We start from the raw sequence: 17,100 nt of genomic DNA, 5'->3' as shown, positions 1-17,100 counted from the left end.
GGACTTTTGCATGTCAATCCGTAACCATGTCTACAACAATTCGCTTGCAGCCTCGGTCCTGCCATACAAACGTCTCGCCTCCTGCCTAGCACGAGGCTACAAGCAACGGGTAGGAGACCCGAAAAGGCAATGAACCTCGTCAGCCGATATATTGCCAGACAGTTTGGCTTTGCCTTTCTGGTCTGCCTCGTCGTGCTGACGCTCCTTGCCTGGATGGTCGGAGCCCTGCGCGAATTCAACGTCATGACGGCACAAGGCCAGTCCGTGCTGGTCTTCCTGGCCATCAGCTCGCTCGCTTTGCCGGCGCTGGTGGTGGTGGTCGCACCGCTGGCGGTCTTCCTGGCGGCCGTGTGGCTGCTACAGCGGCTCAATGCCGGCTCTGAACTCGTCGTCCTCAACGCTGCGGGCTATTCCCCCTCCCGGCTGATCACGCCCTTTGCCGGCATTACCGGTCTCGTCGCTGCGGGAATTGCCGCCGTCACCCTCTATATCCAGCCTGCCAGCCAGCATGAGCTGACCGCCTGGCGCGTCGCGGCAGCGGCCGACGTGGTGCAGCACTTCCTCAAGGAAGGCCAGTTCACTGCCCTGCGCGGCTTCACCTTCCATATCCGTGAGCGCCAGCCCGACGGGACGCTGCTCGGCATTTTCGTGCAGGATGCCCGCGACAAGGGCAAGACCAAGACCTACATCGCCGGAACCGGCAAGATCGTCGATACGGCGACGGGGCTGGTGCTGGTCCTCAACAACGGCTCGCTGCAGCAGCAGGAAGGCGGCGCTTCCTCCGACGCCTCCATCGTCACCTTCGAGCAATATCAGTTCGACCTCTCGCAGCTCGCCCGCGACGACAACGACACCATCAACTACAAGCCGCGCGACCGCTACACCAGCGAACTGTGGAATACCCAGCCATCCGAGATGAAGGGACAGGCCGAACGCGGCCGCATTCGCGGCGAACTGGTGGACCGGTTTACCGCTCCCCTCTATCCGATTGCCTTCATGCTGGTCGCCCTTGCCTTCCTGGGCCAGGCGCGCACCACCCGCCAGGGGCGAGCCAGCGCGATCGGCTTTGCCATTCTGAGCGTGCTGGTGGTGCGCATTCTCGGCTTCATCGCCACGCAGAGCCTGAGCGTGCATTCGGCCGGCGGCGTCTATATCGCATTCGGCGTGCCGATCCTGACCTCGCTGATCTGCCTTGCCGTGATCACCGGCCATCTGCGCCTGTCGCTGCCGCGCGGAGTGACGAACTGGTACAATGAGCTGACTGCGCGCCTCGCCAACCGGACGGCGCGCGCATGATCATGACCTCCACCCTCGGCCGTTATCTCAGCAAGCGCTTTCTGATCGCCATTTTCGGCGTGCTTGCCTTCCTGTTCGTCATGATCTTCCTGCTGGATTTTGCCGAGACCAGTCGGCGCGCCAGCGACCTGCCCCGCGTGTCCGTGGGCTCGATCGCGGCCCTCTCTCTGCTGCGAACACCGTCCATCATCGAGCAGACCCTGCCCTTCGTCTTCCTGTTCGGGGCCATCATCTGCTTCGTCAATCTCAGCCTGCGGCTCGAACTGGTGGTGATGCGTGCCGCCGGCCTGTCGGTCTGGCAATTCCTGGCCCCACCGATCATCTGCGCCATCCTCCTGGGCATCCTTGCGGCAATTGCCTTCAATCCGCTCTCGGCTGCGCTGAAGACCAGGAGCGACCTGCTCGACACCCGCGTCTTCGGCGCCCGCCAGATCCGCGACGACGACAAGAGCCGCTGGATCCGCGACGGCCAGGCCGTCATCCATACTTCGGCGGAGAACAGCGACGACGGCACGCTGACGGGCGTTACCATCTATGCCCTCGATGCCGACGGTCGCTTTGTCAGGCGGCTGGAAGCCGATACCGCAAAACTTGACAAGGGCGCCTGGCATCTATCCAACGTCCAGGAATTCATTCCCAACCAACCGGTCAAAACCTCGGAAAGCATTGATTTTCCTAGTAATTTGACCAAGTCCCAGGTTGACCAGAAATTTGCGGTGTCCGCGGACAGCGTGTCTTTCTGGAGACTCCCGTCATCAATCGCACAACAGGGCGCCGCGGGACTTGATGCAAATGACTACCGGTTGCAATATCAGACGCTTCTAGCTCGTCCCCTGCTGCTCGTGGCGATGGTGCTGATCGCCGCGACGGTATCGCTGCGGTTTGCGCGCCTTGGCGGTATTGGTGTGATGATCTTGAGTGGAATCGGGGCGGGTTTCTTGCTGTATGTCGTAACCAAAATGGCCAAGGATCTGGGCATTGCGGGGCTGGTTGCGCCGGCTGTCGCCGCTTGGACTCCGGCTGCCGTTGCGGCCCTGATCGGATTTACCGTGTTGCTTAACCAGGAGGATGGCTGATGCGCGTATCAGCTCGCCACTTCCTTACGACCATGCTGTGCACCACCGTCGCGGTTGCAGCGCTGTCGTTTGCGTTGTTGCCGTCGAAAGCCCATGCCCAGGAGAACCTGCTCGGGCCCTTGGGTGCGCGTTCCGATGGTGCCGGAGGTCAGGGCAGCTCCAACATGGTCCTCAAGGCCAGGGAGATGCAGTATGACCAGGACAACGAGGTCGTAACCGCCATCGGCACGGTGCAGATCTATTACAACGGCCGCGCCCTGCAGGCCGACCGCGTGGTCTATGACCGCAAGGCCAAGCGCGTGCGGGCCAATGGCAATGTCGTCATCACCGAAGCCGACGGCACCAAGACCTATGCCGATAATTTCGACCTGACCGACGATTTCAGGGACGGTTTCGTCAATTCGCTGAAGATGGTGACGGCGGACGAACTCTATATCGCCTCCAACCGGGCCGAGCGCACCGGCGGCAATGTCACCGTGTTCCAGAACGGTGTCTATTCGGCCTGCTCGCCCTGTGCCGACAATCCGCAGAAGCCGCCTTTGTGGCAGATCAAGGCCGTCAAGGTCATCCACAACCAGCAGGAGAAGATGATCTATTTCGAAGATGCTCGCTTCGAGTTCTTCGGACTGCCGATCGCCTACCTGCCCTATATGTCGACCCCCGACCCGTCCGTCACCCGCAAGAGCGGCTTCATCACGCCGCGCTATTTCCACTCCTCGCGGATCGGCTACGGCCTCGAACTGCCCTATTTCATCGACCTCGCACCCAATTACGATCTGACCCTGACGCCCGGCTATGCCAGCAGCCAGGGTCCGACGGGCCAGATCGAATGGCGCCATCGTACGCTCAACGGCGCCTATTCGGTGATGGCGTCGGGCGCCTTCATCAGCGACCCGGACAAGTTCGCCAATGAGGATATCGGCAGGCCGAACTGGCGTGGCTCGATTTCGTCCAAGGGTGAATTCTGGCTGAACGACAAATGGCGTTTCGGCTGGGACGGCTCGCTGCTGAGCGACAAATATTACTGGCGCGACTACCGCCTCGACAATCTGCGGGGCAAGACGGAGGCAACCTCCACCGTCTATCTGACGGGCGTCGGCACCAAATCCTGGTTCGATCTGCGCGCCTACTATTTCCAGGGCCTGACCACGGCCGACGTGCAGAAGCAGCTGCCCGTCGTCGCGCCGGTGCTCGACTATGACTACATCGTCGACCGCCCGGTCTTCGGCGGCGAACTCGGCTGGAACCTCAATCTGACCAGCCTGACCCGCCAGCAGGCCGCCTTCGACAACATCCTGGGCTACAACTGCGACAATCTCACGCCGAAGACGCGGACGAACTGCCTGCAGCGCGGCATCGATGGCACCTATACGCGCGCCTCGATCAATGCCTATTGGAAGAAGACCTTCACCGATACCTATGGGCAGCAGTGGACCCCCTTCGCCTATGTTCGCGGCGATCTTGGCTTCACCCAGCTCGACGGCAATCCGGCCGACCAGTTCGTCAGCAACAAGAAGAACGACACTGCGGCGCGCCTGGTGCCGGCCATCGGCCTCGATTATCGCTACCCCTTCATCTCGCAATCCGATTGGGGCACGCAGATCATCGAACCGATCGCGCAGGTCATCCTGCGCCCCAAGGCGATGCAGAGCGGCGTCTTCCCGAACGAAGACGCCCAGAGCCTGATCTTCGACGACACCAACCTGTTCGATTGGGATAAGTATTCCGGCTATGATCGGGCCGAGGACGGTTCTCGCGTCAATGCCGGCCTGCAATATTCGCTGACTACCAATGGCGGCGGCTACTACAACGCCATGTTCGGCCAGTCCTACTCCTTCGGCGGCACCAATTCCTTCACCAGGGGCGACATGGCCAATACGGGCCTGCAATCGGGCCTGGATCGCAACATTTCCGACTATGTCGCGCGTGTTTATCTGCAGCCGGTAAACAATTTCGCGATCCTGTCGGGTGCCCGCTTCGACCAGAAAAACTGGGACATGCGGCAGTTCGAGGTCGGCGCCCTCGGCACGATCGGGCGCCTGAAGGCCGACATCATCTATGCACGCTACGATGCCCAGCCCCTGCTGGGGCTCGACGATCGCGAAGGCATCAACGGCAAGGCCGCCTTCAAGCTGAGCGAGAACTGGATTGCCAGTGCCGGCGCTCTCTACGACATGAGGACCAAGAAATTCTCGTCGAGCTATGCCGGATTGACCTATGTCGACGCCTGCATTGCACTCGGCATGAGCGTCTCGCGCTCCTATGACACCACTTCGTTGAAATACGACACCACGGTGCAGTTCCAGCTGCAGCTGCGCGGCCTGGGTGTCAGCGGCAGTCCGAAGGAATTCACCGACAAGATCTGGAACAACGACTTCGACAATCTCAATGTCACCAAGCCGAGCAGCTATACCGACCGCTACGGCAATCTGAAGACCTTCTGAGACGAAGCGAGCCGGCCTGCCCCGCCCGGGGCTGGCCCGCTCATGCAAGCGAGCTCATCTGACCTGATCATGCCGACCGAACAGTCCTCGCTGCCAATTGCCTTGACCATGGGGGAACCGGCAGGCATCGGCCCGGAGCTGATCGTGACGGCAGCCTCAGCCCGCCGCGAAGCCGCGCCTTTCTTCGTCTATGGCGATCCCGGCCTGTTGTCGGACCGTGCTCGGCGCATCGGTCTCGATCTGACCATCGTCGAGACCGACGAAGCCGGCGCATTCGCAGCCTTCGCACGTGGCCTTCCTGTGGTTCCCTTGGCCAATCCCGCCCCTGACCAGCCCGGCAGGCCCGATGTCGCCGGTGCCGCCGCGGTCATCGAGTCGATCGAACGCGCCGTGCTGTCTGTTCGCCGCGGGCAGGCCCGGGCCGTGGTCACACCTCCGATCATGAAGGAGGTGCTCTATCGCGCCGGCTTCAGCCATCCCGGCCATACCGAATTCCTGGGTGAATTGGCGCACCGCCATTGGGGCCACGACGGCAAGCCGGTGATGATGATCTGGTCCGAAACGGTGGCCGTGGTGCCGGTGACCATTCACATTCCCTTGGCCGAGGTGCCCGCAGCCCTCAGCGAGGAGCTGATCTTTGAGACCGGGCTGATCGTTGCCCAGGATCTCAAGGCTCGTTTCGCCATCATGGCTCCGCGGCTCGCGGTCGCCGGTCTCAACCCGCATGCCGGCGAGAATGGCACGCTGGGCCGGGAGGACAACGCCGTCGTCGCGCCCGCTATCGCCCGGCTGAGAGCGGCCGGCATCGACGCTCGCGGTCCCCTGCCCGCCGACACCATGTTCCATGCTCGGGCGCGCCAGGGCTTCGACGTCGCCTTGTGCATGTATCACGATCAGGCCCTGGCGCCGGCGAAGGCGCTCGCCTTCGACGAGGCCGTCAACGTCACCTTGGGCCTGCCTTTCATACGCACCTCGCCCGACCATGGCACGGCCTTCGACCTTGCCGGTACCGGCGAGGCCAACCCTTCCAGCTTCCTTGCCAGCCTGGCGCTGGCCGACAGGATGTCCCGCTGACCATGGCCCAGATCGACAACCTTCCTCCGCTGCGCGAGGTCATCCGACAGCACGAGCTGATGGCCAAGAAGTCCCTCGGCCAGAACTTCCTGCTCGACCTCAACCTCACCGCCAAGATCGCGCGGGCGGGCGGCTCGCTGGAGGGGGTGAATGTCGTGGAGGTCGGCCCCGGTCCCGGCGGCCTGACCCGCGCTCTGCTGGCCTGCGGCGCTCGCCATGTGGTCGCCGTCGAACGCGACGAGCGCTGCCTGGCGGCCCTTGCCGAAATCGCGGCCCACTATCCCGGCCGGTTGACGGTCCATGCCGGCGATGCCCTCGAAGCGGATTGGCCGGCGCTGATCGCCGGGCTGGAAGGGCCGGTGCGCATCACCGCCAACCTGCCCTACAACGTGGCGACTCCCCTGCTGATCGGCTGGCTGAAGACCGAGCCCTGGCCGCCCTGGTTCCAGTCGATGACGCTGATGTTCCAGAAGGAAGTTGCCGAGCGCATCGTGGCCACCGAAGCGGACGGGGCCTATGGCCGCCTCGGGGTCCTGGCCGGATGGCGGACGGAAGCGGAAATCGTCTTCGACGTGCCGCCGAGTGCCTTCGTGCCACCGCCCAAGGTCACCTCGTCTGTGGTGCATCTGCGCCCCCGTCCGGCGCCGCTGCCCTGTACTCCGGCGGCCCTGGAGCGGATCACGCAGGCCGCCTTCGGCCAGCGGCGCAAGATGCTGCGCCAGAGCCTCAAAGGGCTTGGCGGCGATCTCGGCGCCGCGCTGGCCGATGCGGGCCTGCGCCCGGAGATGCGCGCCGAGGAAGTCCCGGTCGCCGCCTTCGTCGCGCTGGCGCATGCCTTGAAGTAGCCTCAGCGCCCGCGTGTGAGTGCGTCGAGGTCGGCCTTCAGCGTATCAACCAGTTGGCCGACCTGCGACTTGTCCTGGCGCTTCATGCGTTCGACGTCGAGGATTTCCTTGAGCTTGGCATAGGTCGTCTGCAGGTCGGTGTTGACCAGCACATAGTCATATTTCGTCCAGTGGCTGATCTCGACGCGGGCATTCTGCAGGCGCTGCAGGATGATCTCGGGACTATCCTCGGCCCGCCGCTCCAGCCGCGCCTTGAGTTCGGCCACCGACGGCGGCAGGACGAAGACGGAGACGATATCCGGCCTCATCTTGTTGTAGATCTGCATGGTGCCCTGCCAGTCGATATCGAACAGGACATCACGCCCGGCGGCCAGGGCCTCTTCCACCGGCCCGGCCGGCGTGCCGTAGTAATTACCGTGTACCTTGGCCGATTCCAGCAATTCGCCCTTCTCGCGCATGGTCTCGAAGCTACCGGCGTCGATGAAGCGATAATGCACGCCGTCAATCTCGCTGCCACGGCGCGGCCGCGTCGTTACCGAGATCGACAGATGCATCGACTTGTCTTCGGCCAGAAGAAGGCGTGTCAGCGTGGTCTTGCCGGCACCGGAGGGCGAGGAAACGATCAGCAGGAGGCCCCGGCGCTGGGGAACGGACGCAGTGCTACTCATTCGATATTCTGAACCTGTTCGCGGAATTGCTCGACCACTGCTTTGAGAGAAAGACCGGTCGCGGTCAAGCTGACATCATTCGCCTTGGAGCAAAGGGTGTTGACTTCCCGGTTGAACTCCTGCGCGAGAAAGTCGAGGCGCCGTCCCACCGGGCCGCCCTTGGCCAGCAGATCGCGCGCGGCGGCAACATGCGCATGCAGCCGGTCGAGTTCCTCGCGGATGTCGGCCTTGGCTGCCATCAGGATCGCCTCCTGGTGCAGCCTGTCGGGGTCGAGCGACGACGAGGCGTCGAGCAGGGCGGCAATCTGGGCGGCAAGCCGCTCCCGCACGGCCGCGGGCTGGCGCGCTGGATTGGTGTCCGCCTCACGGGTGAGGGCCTCGATCTCGTCGATACGGCCGAGCAGGACGCGGGCGAGCGCCTGCCCTTCCCGCCGCCTCATCTCGGCGCATTGGGCTACGGCCCTGGCGAACCCCTCCAGCAGGACCTCCTGCAGCGCGGCGCGTCCCGCCTCGTCCTCCTCCTGCTCCTCGACCTCGAGCACGCCCTTGATGGCAAAGAGGCCATCGAGGCGCGGCGCCGCCGCATCGACCTTGTGCGAGGCCTCGGCCATCGCCGAGACGATGGCATCGAGCACCGCCTGGTTGATACGCACCACCGGCGCCACGGCATCGCGCTTCAGCGACAGGCCGATCTGGCACGAGCCGCGAGCAAAGGCGGCGCCCAAGGCGGCGCGTGCCGAAGCCTCCAGCGCCTCGAATCCGGGCGGCAACCGGAAGCGGACGTCGAGGCTCTTGCCATTGACGGTCTTGATTTCCCAGGCCCAGCGGTTCGCGCCGGTCTGTCCTTCCACCCGGGCAAAGCCGGTCATGCTGACAACGGACATCTTCCAACGTTCCATACGGTGATTTCAGCATCCGACCGGACGGATTTCACCGGCAACCGGAACTGAGCGCTCGCTCCCGACGCGCCGCGGGCGCGTCGAATAAGCCTGACGGAAGATAGAGCCCCGCGGCCCCGCGCTCAAGCGGCTCGCACGCAGCCAGCCTATTGCACCGACTGCGGCGAATTCAGATCGAAGGTCTTGTCGAGCAGCGGGTCATGGTTGGTATTGGCGACAGGATCGTCAAAGCCGCCCTTCTTGGGCTTGCCAGCCTGGGCCGGGTCGGCATTGGGTGCGGCCGGCGCCTCTGCAGCCGGGGGCGCCGAAGGAGCAGGCAGCGGGACATCGGCTGCAGGTGCCGGTGACGGAGCGGGTGCTGGTGACGGAGTTGGTACCGGTGGCGGCGTGGGTGCAGACGGCGCCTCGGCCTCCGTCTGCTGCTTGCAGGCCTTGCTGCCTTTCTTGCAAGGCTTTGCCGGTGGCTTGGCTGCGGGGGCCTCGGCCGGGGCTGGCGCCGGCGCCGCTGCGGCATTGTCCGGTGCCGGCGCAGGTGTCGGCTGCGGCGGTGCGACGGTGGCATTGCCGCCCTGCTGCTGGAACTGGCGCCATTTGGCGACATTCTTGTTGTGCTCGTCCAGAGTCGGAGCAAAGGCATGCCCACCCGTGCCATCGGCAACGAAGTAGAGATCCTTGGTCGCCAAGGGGGTCGCCACGGCCTGCATGGCGGCCCTGCCGGGATTGGCGATGGGGGACGGCGGCAGGCCGGCTATGGTGTAGGTATTGAAGCGCGTCGGCTGCGAGAGGTCGGCGCTGGTCAGCGCCCTGTCGAGCTTACCCTTGCCGCCGACCATGCCGTAGATCACGGTCGGATCGGATTGCAGGCGCATGTTCTTCTGCAGCCTGTTGATGAAGACGCTCGCGACATGGGGCCGCTCATCCGCCTGGCCCGTCTCCTTCTCGACGATCGAGGCCAGCGTTACCATCTCCGCCGGGCTCTTCAGCGGCAGATTGGGCGCGCGCTGCTTCCAGATCTGATCGACCAGGGCCTTCTGCTCTTCCTGCATCTTGCGCACCATGGCCGAGCGCGTGGTGCCACGCTCATATTTGTAGGTGTCGGGCAGGAGAGCTCCTTCGGGCGGCACCGGCGGGGCATCGCCGGTGAGCAGGTCGTCCTGGCTCAGACGATCGATGATCATCTGGCTGGTGAGGCCCTCGGGAATGGTGATCGAATGCTGGATCACCTTGCCGTCCACCAGGATGTTCATGACGTCATACATCGAGGCGCCGGGCTTGAAGGCGTATTCGCCCGCCTTGAGATTGCTATGTCCCAGGATCAACGCGCCGGTGGTGAAGACGGTGGCACTGTCGATCACGCCCTGGCGCTCAAGGGAATCGGCGATCTCGTCACGGCCACTGCCCTTGGGCACATAAACGGTCTTGGCTTCGGAGAGCGGCCCGGGCGAGGTGAACTGGCGCAGACCGAAATAGCCGCCGATGGCGATCAGCATCAGCAGGACGAAGATCGCGTTGCCCGCGACCACGAAGGGATTGCGCACGGCGCTCGAACGTGTCGGCGGCTTGGCGACGGCATCGGGCTGGATCATGTTGCGGGATCCGCGCGAGCCGGCAGCACCTTTCCCGAAGGAGCGCGAGCGTTCGTTCGCTAGTCCCGAATCATCCCGATCATCGACCATAGAAACCTCGTACGCCTACATATTTGCCCGCCTCGACCGCGGGCCGCAGAGCCTGGCAACTGGCGGATCTATTGTGCCATGCCCGAGGCGCCCTGTGTTCCCACAGAATCGCCAAGAATCGCAAAAACGCGTCGAAACAAAGAGTTAGAGCAAAACACGGCCTTTGCCAAAATGCGCTTTGCCGCACAAATACCAGTGTGTTTCGGCGAAAATGCATCAAAATACGAACAATAAGGCGACCTCCGATTGCCGAAACCGGAAGCCGTATCACCTCTGCTCCGGCGGGCATGCCCTGCGAATATGGCAGAAATGCCGGCCAGCTCCCCCATGCCTGCCATGCGCCACGCGTTTTGCGATTTCTCGGAAGTACCAGGAACCGCAAGGACGCCCGAGCCGATCCGCTGGATTGGCTCGGAAACAAAGAACCCGAGCAAATCGACGTTCACGCCTGAACGCGCTCTGCTCGGGCAGAGGATCAATCGGCCTTGCGCAGGATCAAGGAGGCGTTGGTGCCGCCGAAGCCAAAGGAATTGGAGAGCACCACATTCACCTCGCGCTTGCGCGCCTGCAACGGCACCAGATCGATCGGCGTCTCCACTTCGGGATTCTCCAGATTGATGGTGGGCGGCACGATCTGGTCGCGAAGGGCCAGGATCGAGAAGATCGCTTCGATCGCACCGGCAGCGCCGAGCAGATGGCCGGTCGCCGATTTGGTCGACGACATCGAGGCCGTCGCGGACGCATTTCCGAGCAGGCGCTGGACGGCGCCGAGCTCGATCGTATCCGCCATGGTGGAGGTGCCGTGGGCGTTGATGTAGTCGATCTCGCCGACGGAGATACCTGCCCGCTTCACTGCCATCTGCATGCTGCGGAAGGCGCCGTCGCCGTCTTCTGACGGCGCAGTGATGTGATAGGCATCGCCGGAGAGGCCATAGCCGATGACTTCGGCGTAGATCTTGGCGCCACGCGCCTTGGCGTGACCATACTCTTCGAGCACCACGCAGCCGGCGCCCTCGCCCATGACGAAACCGTCGCGATCGCGGTCATAGGGGCGCGAGGCACGTGTGGGCTCGTCGTTGAAGCCGGTCGACAACGCACGGCATGCGGCAAAACCCGCAAGGGCGAGACGGCAGACCGGGGATTCGGTGCCGCCGGCCACCATCACCTCGGCATCGCCGAGCGCGATCAGGCGGGCGGCATCGCCAATGGCATGCGCACCGGTCGAGCAGGCCGTGACCACCGCGTGGTTCGGCCCCTTCAGGCCGTGACGAATGGAGACCTGGCCGCCGGCCAGGTTGATCAGGCGGCCGGGAATGAAGAAGGGCGAGATGCGGCCGGGACCGCGATCGCGAAGCGTGATCGCGGCATCCTCAATGCCCTGCAGGCCGCCAATGCCCGAACCGATCAGGACGCCGGTCTCTTCCTGGTCCTTCTGTGAGGCGGGATGCCAGCCGGCATCGTCGAGCGCCTGGGTGGCCGCGGCCATGGCGAAGACGATGAAGTCGTCGACCTTGCGCTGCTCCTTGGGCTCCATCCACTGATCGGCATTGTAGGTGCCGTTGCTGCCATCGCCATGCGGAATGAGGCCGGCAATGCGCGCCTTGAGATCCTCCGTCTCGAAACGGTCGATCTTGACGATGCCGCTCTTGCTCGCAAGGAGATTGGACCACGATGTTTCGACATCGCCACCCATCGGGTTGACCATGCCGAGACCTGTTACGACAACGCGCCTCATAGAACCTCCAAAGGCCGGGGAATCGCCCTCCCCGGCTACTCAAACCCGTTTGATCGCAAAATTGCCTGACGCAAGGCGGGCATTGAAAGGCAGGCGCCCTGAGGGCTGCCCTTCCAATGCCTCGAACGCATTGCCTTTACGCTGAACTGGCAGCCGCTATGCCTGCTGTCACTCCAGGGTTCCCGGCAATGATGCAATCTCGTCCCCCGGCCGGTCGATGGATGGATATCGGGGAGCTTTCGCTCCCCGATCGTCTCAGGCCGTAGCCTTGGTCAGGAACTTGACGGCATCGCCGACGGTCAGAATCGTCTCTGCGGCATCGTCGGGGATTTCGCAGTTGAACTCTTCCTCGAAAGCCATGACCAGCTCAACCGTGTCGAGCGAGTCAGCGCCCAGATCGTCGATGAAGCTCGCATTCTCGGTGACCTTGTCCGGATCGACGCCGAGGTGTTCAACCACGATCTTCTTCACGCGGTCTGCGATATCGCTCATTTTTCGTTCCTTTGATAAACCAAGACTGCCTGCCGGCACTTTATTCCGCCGCCGGTGAGGCGGTCGGTGTTTGGATAGTTCCTTGAGCCGGGGCCAATCCTTCGATTGACCTCCGATTATCCCGGACAATCACATTCGTAGGGGCCATCGGAATGTCCCTCGGCGGTGATTAACACACTTCAAATGCCATTGCCAGCGGGCATCCCGCCAGTGGAAATCACTGTGGAATTGACGCCTAACTCGTTCAAATCATTGCCATTCCGCCGTTAATATTCAAAGTTTGCCCGGTGGTATAGGCAGCCTCTGAAGAGGCAAGGTAAACGGCTGCCGCCGCAATCTCGTCGACATGACCGAGCCGATGCACGGGGATCGCGGCAAGGATCGGTTCCATTTGCTTCTCGTTGAGGGCATCCGTCATCGCCGTTTCGATGAAGCCCGGCGCGATGCAATTGACGGTGATTCCGCGGCTCGCAACCTCATGCGCGAGCGACTTGGACATGCCGACCAGGCCGGCCTTGGAGGCGGCATAGTTGGTCTGGCCGGGATTGCCGATGACACCGGAAAGCGAGGCAATGTTGATGATGCGGCCGGTACGGCGCTTCAGCATTCCCTTCACCGCGGCCCGCGACAGATGGAAGGCAGCAGAGAGGTTGACGGCGATGACGCTGTCCCAGTCCTCATCCTTCATGCGCAGCATCAGATTGTCGCGGGTAAAGCCGGCATTGTTGACCAGGATGTCCAGCTGACCCAGGGCCGCCTCGACACTCGGGACCAGCGCGCCGAGCTGTTCCTTGTCGGTCAGGTCGCAGGCGAAGACGTGGGCACGCTCGCCCAGCTTGGCCGCCAGTTCCTCCAGCACCGCCTTGCGCGTACCGGAAAGCGCCACCGTGGCTCCCTGCCGATGCAGAGATGCGGCAATGGCCGCTCCGATTCCGCCCGTGGCGCCGGTCACCAGGGCTATCTTGCCAGTAAGGTCGAACATCGTCATCCCCAATCGAGTGCTGCCGGCAACTGCGGGCGCACCCTTTATTGTTTATCCTCACCCGAAATGACCACCCGCTGTCGGACGGGTGGCCGTGGGCCCTTTCATCGCAGTGTCGGCGCGAATGCCGCTACGTCGTCCGGTGTACCAATGCTCACCGCTTCTACGCCGGAGGCTATACGCCTGACCAACCCGCTCAGAACCTTTCCAGAGCCGACCTCCACCAGCTTGGTGACACCGGCCCCGGCAAGATATTCGACACTTTCCCGCCAGCGGACGGTTCCCGTCACCTGCTCGACGAGGCGGCGGCGGATCTCGGAAGGATCCGAGATCGGCTGGGCAAGGACATTGGCAACCAGTGGCACGACCGGCGCTGCGATGGCGACCTTTTCAAGCGCCTCGGCCATGGCATCGGCAGCCGGTTGCATCAGAGCGCAATGGAAGGGAGCCGAAACCGGTAGGAGGATGGCGCGCTTGGCGCCCTTGCCCTTGGCGATCTCCACCGCCCGCTCGACCGCTGCCTTGGTGCCGGAAATGACGACCTGGCCCGGCGCATTGTCGTTGGCAGCCTGGCAGACTTCGCCCTGCGCTGCTTCGGCGGCGACGGCGGCCGCCTGCTCGTAGTCGAGACCGAGGAGGGCGGCCATGGCGCCGGTCCCCACGGGCGTCGCGGCCTGCATCGCCCGCCCGCGAATGCGCAGCAGGCGGGCCGTATCGGCGATCGTCAGCGCCCCCGATGCAGCCAGGGCCGAATATTCACCGAGCGAATGGCCGGCGACGAAGCTGGCATGTTTCTTGAGATCGAGGCCAGCCTCGTCCTGCAGCACGCGGAAGGCTGCCAGGGAGACGGCCATCAGCGCCGGCTGGGCGTTCTCCGTGAGCGTGAGGTCGTTGTCCGGGCCATCCCAGATCACGGCCGTCAGCTTCTGGCCAAGCGCTGCGTCGATCTCGTCGAAGACGGCGCGGGCTACGGGAAAGGCATCGGCAAGCGCCTTGCCCATACCCACGCTTTGGCTTCCCTGGCCGGGAAACGTGAAGGCGATACTCATGCAAGAACCCCGTTTGAGACGGCGCGTTGAGACAATAGGCTGCTGCCTGAGTCAAGTCCGAAGGGTGAGAATACCCGTTCATCTTACACAAACTTGGCAAAACTCGGTCTTTGCGGATCTTTCGGCAGAGCTCGCTGGCAATTCCGCCGCCCGGGGCGCATCCGTGTCAACCGACCGCGTGTTTAGAATTGGTCAAATATCCTCCCAACATTCTGCGGAACCGCCTTCCGGCACTCCTCAATTCTTGAGGGATGCCAGCCTCTTCTCGACCTTCGCAAGAAAATAGCAGCGCTGCTTTTCGGTGGTTTCGTCGAGACGGTGCAGTGCCAGCCACATCGTGCGGCAACGCGGAGCGCAAAGACTCTTCAGGCCGCGCAGAAGAATATTGCGTCCAGGCGCCTTCATGAACAAGGTCCACCACCACCAGGGCGATCCCAATGTGGAGATGACGCCCAGCAGGCGGATCTGGGTCAGCACCGGGCCGATCGCCTTGCCGTTTTCGGGCATGGTGAAGGTGGCGTGCGGCACCCAGACCCGCTCGAGCCAGCCCTTGAGCATGGCCGGCGGTCCGTACCACCAGGTGGGATGAATGAAGATGAGCCCCTCGCACCAGCGCAATTGCGCCAGATGCTCGGCCACGGGCGCCTCATTGCTGCCCGGTTCGTGATAGCCGCGCCTTTCCTCTGCACTCATCACCGGATTGAAACCCTGCGCATAAAGGTCGATCAGGCGGACCTCATGCCCCGCCTTGTCGAGCGCGCGCAGGGCGGTATCCCGGATCGAGGCGCCAAAGCTCTCCGAACAAGGATGGCAATAGACGACGAGGAGTTTCATCGCGGGTACTCTGAAGCGAAGTGCGCTTTGATAAGAAACGCACTTTTATACTAAAATCGGCTCGACGCATCGCTGTGATTTGAGTTTATTTATTCAAATCACAAAAGTTTTTAGCCGGAAACTGAGTCCGGAATACTGCATGAGCGGTGGTTGCAGAATGCTGATGCAGCACCGTCAAGACCATGACTCAAGCGGCGATCAATTCGAAGCGATCGACGTCGACCATGCCCTTGTCGGTGATCTTGAGATGGGGAATGACCGGCAAGGGCAGGAAAGCCACCTGCAGGAAGGGTTCGGCCAGGGTGACACCAAGGGATTTGGCGGCTGTGCGCAGCGGAATCAGGTGGTCTCGCACTTCCTCGAAAGTCAGCAAGCTCATCAGGCCTGCCACCGGCAGCGCTAATTCGGCCAGGATGACGCCATCCCGGGCCACCACGAAGCCGCCGCCGATCTCGCCGAGGCGGTTGACCGCCAGCGCCATGTCGGCGTCATCGGCACCGACCACGCAGATATTGTGCGAATCGTGTCCCACCGAGGAAGCGATTGCCCCCTGCTTCAAACTGAAGCCCTTGACGAAGCCGCGACCGATATTGCCGTTGACGCCATGGCGCTCGACCACGGCCACCTTCACCACGTCCTGGTCGAGGTCGATATTCCGATAACCACTCTCATAGGGCAGGCTCAACCTCAGATGCTCGGTGATGATCTTGCCGGGCACCACACCCATCACCGGCCCGGTCGGCCCGCCTGCCTTGACGCGGAAATCGGCCGCCGCAACGCGGGGAGCCTTCATCGAGCCAAGCCCCACCGGTGCAATGCGGGTCCGCCCCTCGAACAAGCCGTCCTCCACCAGCCGGCCGGCGCTGATCACCTGTCGCACGGCACAATGGTCGAGATCCTCGATGAGCACGATATCGGCCCGCTTGCCGGGCGCGATCACGCCACGATCCCTGAGCCCGAAGGCCATGGCCGCCGACAGGGTCGCGGTGCGATAGGCCGCCAGCGGCTCGGCGCCGAGGGCGATGGCGGTGCGGATCATAAAATCCAGATGGCCCTCCTCGGCAATGTCGAGGGGATTGCGATCGTCGGTGCAGAAGGCGAGATAAGGCGAGTTCCTGACCGTGATCAACTCGGCAAGGGCATGCAGATCCTTGGAAACGGAGCCTTCCCGGATCAGCAGCGTCATGCCCTTGGCAAGCTTTTCCCGGCCCTCCCTGGCCGTTGTCGTCTCATGGTCAGTACGAATGCGGGCGGTGAGATAGGCATTCAGATCCGTGCCGATGAGAAGCGGGGCATGGCCGTCGATATGGCCGTCCTGGAACGGCAGAAGCTTGGCGAGGCAGGCAGGATCGGCGTTGATCACGCCCGGGAAATTCATGAACTCGGCAAGGCCGATCACGCGGGGGTGGTTCTTGAAGGGTGCGAGATCCGCAGCCTCGAGCCTCGCACCGGCGGTCTCCAGATGGGTGGAGGGCACGCAGCTCGAAAGCTGGACGCGCAGGTCCAGCGCCGTCTCACCGGCCGCCTCCAGAAAATAGCGGATGCCATCGGCCCCGACCACGTTGGAAATCTCGTGCGGATCGCAAATGGCCGTGGTCACGCCATGCCGGAGCACGCAGCGGTCGAATTCGGGAGGGGTGACGAGCGAGGATTCGACATGCAGATGCGTGTCGATGAAACCGGGCACGGCCACAAGCCCACGCCCGTCGATCTCGCGCCGGCCGCGATAGCTGGCATAGGTGCCGACGATGCGATCTCCGCCGATGGCGATATCGGTCTCGGCGAGGTCGCCGCTGACAAGGTCGAGGAGGCGCACATTCTTGATCACCAGATCCGCCGGCTCGGTGCCCCGCCCCTGGGCGATCAATCGGGCGAGTTCGCTGGCGTCCATCCGGGCGATTCCTTCTGCATGCAAAGGAGCAACTTAGACCTTGGAGCGCGGACTTCCAGTCCGCTCAGACCGCTGACAAACCCCGCCATTTTTGGCGGGGTTATTTTATGTGCCTGCTGCAAAGGTTTGAGTTATCGAC

The 17,100-nt window shown here is 63.2% G+C and carries 15 protein-coding genes; 5 read left to right on the top strand and 10 right to left on the bottom strand.

Going from position 1 to position 17,100, the window contains the following annotated elements:
- The first annotated feature begins 129 nt into the window (after positions 1 to 129).
- The 5 genes from lptF to rsmA all read left to right on the top strand — a co-directional run bounded on the left by lptF (position 130) and on the right by rsmA (position 6,735).
- Positions 130 to 1,296 carry an LPS export ABC transporter permease LptF gene (gene lptF / locus ABXS05_RS24120; RefSeq protein ID WP_367625642.1) on the top strand — a complete coding sequence of 389 codons (1,167 nt, stop codon included), beginning with the start codon at positions 130 to 132 and terminating at the stop codon, positions 1,294 to 1,296.
- On the top strand, positions 1,293 to 2,372 hold the full coding sequence (lptG, locus tag ABXS05_RS24115; RefSeq protein WP_311933167.1) for an LPS export ABC transporter permease LptG: 1,080 nt from the start codon (positions 1,293 to 1,295) through the stop codon (positions 2,370 to 2,372). The genes lptF and lptG overlap by 4 nt, the downstream gene beginning before the upstream one ends.
- A complete protein-coding gene (locus tag ABXS05_RS24110; RefSeq protein ID WP_367625641.1) occupies positions 2,372 to 4,816 on the top strand; it encodes an LPS-assembly protein LptD in 2,445 nt (814 codons plus the stop codon). Before lptG ends, ABXS05_RS24110 begins: the two co-directional genes overlap by 1 nt.
- 69 nt (positions 4,817 to 4,885) lie before the next feature.
- Positions 4,886 to 5,890, top strand: a complete 1,005-nt coding sequence (gene pdxA, locus ABXS05_RS24105; RefSeq protein WP_367625640.1) for a 4-hydroxythreonine-4-phosphate dehydrogenase PdxA — start codon at positions 4,886 to 4,888, stop codon at positions 5,888 to 5,890.
- A gap of 2 nt (positions 5,891 to 5,892) precedes the next feature.
- Positions 5,893 to 6,735, top strand: coding sequence for a 16S rRNA (adenine(1518)-N(6)/adenine(1519)-N(6))-dimethyltransferase RsmA (rsmA, locus tag ABXS05_RS24100; RefSeq protein ID WP_367625639.1), 843 nt, complete (start codon positions 5,893 to 5,895; stop codon positions 6,733 to 6,735).
- A gap of 2 nt (positions 6,736 to 6,737) precedes the next feature.
- On the opposite strand, the gene gmk is transcribed toward rsmA, so the two are convergent.
- The 10 genes from gmk to ade form a co-directional block, all read right to left on the bottom strand.
- The gene (gene gmk / locus ABXS05_RS24095) at positions 6,738 to 7,403 is read right to left on the bottom strand and encodes a guanylate kinase (protein WP_311933171.1); all 666 of its coding nucleotides are present in this window, start codon (positions 7,401 to 7,403) and stop codon (positions 6,738 to 6,740) included.
- Entirely contained in the window at positions 7,400 to 8,287 is an 888-nt protein-coding gene (locus tag ABXS05_RS24090) for a YicC/YloC family endoribonuclease (RefSeq protein WP_367625638.1), read from the bottom strand. Before ABXS05_RS24090 ends, gmk begins: the two co-directional genes overlap by 4 nt.
- A gap of 161 nt (positions 8,288 to 8,448) precedes the next feature.
- A complete protein-coding gene (mltG, locus tag ABXS05_RS24085; RefSeq protein WP_367625637.1) occupies positions 8,449 to 9,888 on the bottom strand; it encodes an endolytic transglycosylase MltG in 1,440 nt (479 codons plus the stop codon).
- Between the two features lie 158 nt (positions 9,889 to 10,046).
- A complete protein-coding gene (locus ABXS05_RS24080; RefSeq protein WP_367625636.1) occupies positions 10,047 to 10,424 on the bottom strand; it encodes a hypothetical protein in 378 nt (125 codons plus the stop codon).
- A gap of 29 nt (positions 10,425 to 10,453) precedes the next feature.
- Complete coding sequence (gene fabF, locus ABXS05_RS24075) at positions 10,454 to 11,713, bottom strand: beta-ketoacyl-ACP synthase II (RefSeq protein ID WP_311933174.1); 1,260 nt, start codon at positions 11,711 to 11,713, stop codon at positions 10,454 to 10,456.
- 255 nt (positions 11,714 to 11,968) lie between these two features.
- On the bottom strand, positions 11,969 to 12,205 hold the full coding sequence (locus ABXS05_RS24070) for an acyl carrier protein (protein WP_068287214.1): 237 nt from the start codon (positions 12,203 to 12,205) through the stop codon (positions 11,969 to 11,971).
- A 244-nt stretch (positions 12,206 to 12,449) separates the two neighbouring features.
- Positions 12,450 to 13,187, bottom strand: coding sequence for a 3-oxoacyl-[acyl-carrier-protein] reductase (fabG, locus tag ABXS05_RS24065; RefSeq protein ID WP_311933175.1), 738 nt, complete (start codon positions 13,185 to 13,187; stop codon positions 12,450 to 12,452).
- A 104-nt stretch (positions 13,188 to 13,291) separates the two neighbouring features.
- Positions 13,292 to 14,236 (bottom strand): ACP S-malonyltransferase, encoded by a 945-nt coding sequence (gene fabD, locus ABXS05_RS24060; protein WP_367625635.1) that lies wholly within the window; start codon positions 14,234 to 14,236, stop codon positions 13,292 to 13,294.
- 237 nt (positions 14,237 to 14,473) lie between these two features.
- Positions 14,474 to 15,070 carry an NAD(P)H-dependent oxidoreductase gene (locus tag ABXS05_RS24055; RefSeq protein WP_367625634.1) on the bottom strand — a complete coding sequence of 199 codons (597 nt, stop codon included), beginning with the start codon at positions 15,068 to 15,070 and terminating at the stop codon, positions 14,474 to 14,476.
- A 187-nt stretch (positions 15,071 to 15,257) separates the two neighbouring features.
- Positions 15,258 to 16,961 carry an adenine deaminase gene (gene ade / locus ABXS05_RS24050; RefSeq protein ID WP_367625633.1) on the bottom strand — a complete coding sequence of 568 codons (1,704 nt, stop codon included), beginning with the start codon at positions 16,959 to 16,961 and terminating at the stop codon, positions 15,258 to 15,260.
- Between the last annotated feature and the right edge of the window lie 139 nt (positions 16,962 to 17,100).

The sequence above is a fragment of the Labrys neptuniae genome (assembly GCF_040797145.1).
In the GTDB taxonomy this organism is placed as follows: Bacteria; Pseudomonadota; Alphaproteobacteria; order Rhizobiales; family Labraceae; genus Labrys; species Labrys neptuniae.
This window is presented reverse-complemented; position numbering and strand designations above follow the sequence as displayed.